This window comes from Vibrio kasasachensis (assembly GCF_050337565.1).
Taxonomy (GTDB): Bacteria; Pseudomonadota; Gammaproteobacteria; order Enterobacterales; family Vibrionaceae; genus Vibrio; species Vibrio kasasachensis.
Map to the genome: position 1 here is coordinate 1 of NZ_JAKJTB010000040.1, position 1,956 is coordinate 1,956.

Sequence of the window (1,956 nt, forward strand, 5' to 3'; positions counted from 1 at the left end):
TTTGCAAAGTACGTAGTGAGATGAATAACAGGATAAATCCTACACGTTGAAAACCTTCTGCTCACACTGGCTTTTAAAGTCGATAAGGTGATTAGGACTTCGTGTTCGACTGCCTCATCTTGGCCAAGGCAAAAGCCGCTAAAACAGGCCGTATATATGGTAGTTAACCTGCGCTTTTAATCATACTGCTGACTTGCAAAACTGGGGGAGACCATATATGTGAGCAGCGCAATACCGAAGTCGCCGCATTCCACCTTAAACACTAAACGCAACGCATAGAAAGAATGCCACGCGTTGCGAATCACTCTTAAACAGTTTGTTATGTTTTAATTGTGGATTAATTCCGCCCTTAAAAGGGACATTGCAGTACAAAAATCTTGCGCTAAATCCATTGTGTCCTCTGAATATTTTTTCCAATACTCAATGTCTGCATTGGGGTCTCTACGTTTAATTTCATTAAGATCGATATAATCATATCCATCTATTCGACCAGCAGATTGTTGCCCAAAATGACGGATGAATTTTTGACCTTTGTTTAGAACATCTATTTTCATAGCTTCCAACTTAGGATTAGTGAATTTAAATAGAGGATCTTCAGCTTGGTAAAATAAATTGTGTAGAGGGTCAATTGCTTCCTTTCTTACAAAGCTACCAAACCATTCGTTTTTCAACAGTTGGATAGTGTCGTAAGAAATTATGTTATTTATTTTAATCAGTAAATTTCGATCGTGCTCACTAGACCCTCTGCTTGTTGAAGTTTTTTCGGAAGTCAGCATTTCTTTGTACTTCCTTTGATCCATTCTCGATATATCACCTTTATGTGCTAGTTTATGGTGTTTATCACATAAAACTATCAAATTACTTGGATCATTATTTTCTCTATTTTCATCAATATGATGCACTTCGACAATGCTTTCATTACAGTGTTGCACTGTGCAGCAATGTCCCGCTTCCGTCATAACCTGACGTCTGATCGCAGCAGGTAAGCTAGGTCTTTCTTTATCATATGTCATATTCGTTCCCTAAAAAATATACTCTGAAACATAACGCTGCGTTAAGTAGTGAGCGACGCCACCACCTAACCTAAACCATTGCACACTAAACACAAAACCCGACTTAAAATGAAAATGCCGAGCGTTGCGAATCTGCCTTAAACGCTTTGTTAGAATAACCGTTCCTCGTTAAAAAGTTGATAAGTCAATTTCGCCATTGTTTAGCTTAAGTTGAATACCGAATACATTACACAAGAAGCATGTATTAAACGCGACATTGGGTAGAACCAAAACGAATAGCCAAGAGAAAAGACTCCGTTTCGTTTTTACCAGCCTTACACTATATTCTGTTACGGATACAACCCTATATCCATCCTCGATTTGCTTATTAACTTCCTCTAGCAATGACGGTGGTACGTCATGGACCGCTTTACCTTTATTGCTGGTTAACTTTTTCCTCTGATACATTGAGGCAAGGATATTGAAAACAATCAGTATCCAGAAAATGTATGTCAGACTCCACATTCAACCGTACTCCCTGGTCATTTCTAACGCCGCGTTAAGGGGCTAGCAACGTAAACCCCATGACCCAATTGGACTACCGTAAACACCTAATTCACTGACACCAAAGTCGCCAAACGTTGATAGTCCCTCTTGAACGCTTTGTTCTCGGGAATCCCCTCATAATTTCCAACAAAAACAATGAGTAGACGCGCATCGCTCATTCTGATCTAATGAATTTCGCCAAAAACACACCTTATCAAATGGATTTAATAGGGATACCTAACGATGCGCGATATTCAAATTCTACAGCAAACTCTTGAAGACCAATGCCCTAATATTCACAAAAAACGACTTAGATCTCTTATACTTGCCACTAAAAGCGTTCTCAATGGTTCTGATTTAACCTTAACCAAACTTGGCAGAAAACTTGAAACGAAAACCACCGTCAAACACGCAATTA

The 1,956-nt window shown here is 39.1% G+C and carries 1 protein-coding gene and 1 pseudogene; one reads left to right on the plus strand and one right to left on the minus strand.

Features of this window, described 5'->3' with window-relative positions; genetic code table 11:
• Window positions 1-326: 326 nt before the first annotated feature.
• Window positions 327-1,013: an HNH endonuclease signature motif containing protein gene (locus tag L4C38_RS21175; protein ID WP_428799512.1), complete on the minus strand. Its 687-nt coding sequence runs from the start codon at window positions 1,011-1,013 to the stop codon at window positions 327-329.
• Window positions 1,014-1,781: 768 nt separating this feature from the next.
• Here L4C38_RS21175 and L4C38_RS21180 point away from each other — a divergent pair.
• Window positions 1,782-1,956: pseudogene (locus L4C38_RS21180) on the plus strand (IS4 family transposase); the annotation flags it as partial.